This window comes from Mesorhizobium sp. M5C.F.Ca.IN.020.32.2.1, assembly GCF_004023105.1.
Classification (GTDB): Bacteria; Pseudomonadota; Alphaproteobacteria; order Rhizobiales; family Rhizobiaceae; genus Mesorhizobium; species Mesorhizobium wenxiniae.
Genome location: NZ_RZSX01001640.1, coordinates 1 through 490, shown reverse-complemented (window position 1 = coordinate 490; position 490 = coordinate 1). Strand labels below are relative to the sequence as shown.

At 56.3% G+C, this 490-nt stretch carries 1 pseudogene; it reads right to left on the bottom strand.

The features are described from left to right. Positions 1-100: 100 nt before the first annotated feature. Positions 101-490 (bottom strand): annotated as a pseudogene (locus tag EOA86_RS37910) (type VI secretion protein); the annotation flags it as partial.

Sequence of the window (490 nt, the reverse complement as noted above, 5' to 3'; positions counted from 1 at the left end):
TCCGTCAGGTTTGCGCCATCAATGACAGGGACGCCCCCGGCCCATGCAGGAACGGGAGCGGCAAGCGCTATTATCATCAGCCACAGAGCAGGACTTTTCTTCATTGACCCTTCTCCCATCCGCAGAATTCAGCCAGCCAGTTTTCCGGCTCATCGCCGTACTTTTCCCGTAGAGCGGCGCATTCCTCGATTGTCTTCTTGCGGCCCGAAAGAACTTTCACCATGTCGGGCATGGACGACAGATCGAGCCGGGCAATGACCGAGTCATTGCCGTGCTTCACGAGAAAAGTGCGCTTCTCCGGCGGGGTGTTTTTGATGAAGTTGAATTCCTTCACCGTCAGGCCAAATCGCTTGATGTAGCTCTCTTCATCGGCGCGAGGGTTCGGGAAGTGGATGTTCGTTGCCGACTGTTCGATCAGGGTGTGCGAAGCCTTGGCCTTCGCGATGTCGGCCGCAGATTGTGTTCCGAAGCCCACAATGCCGTTGAGCTT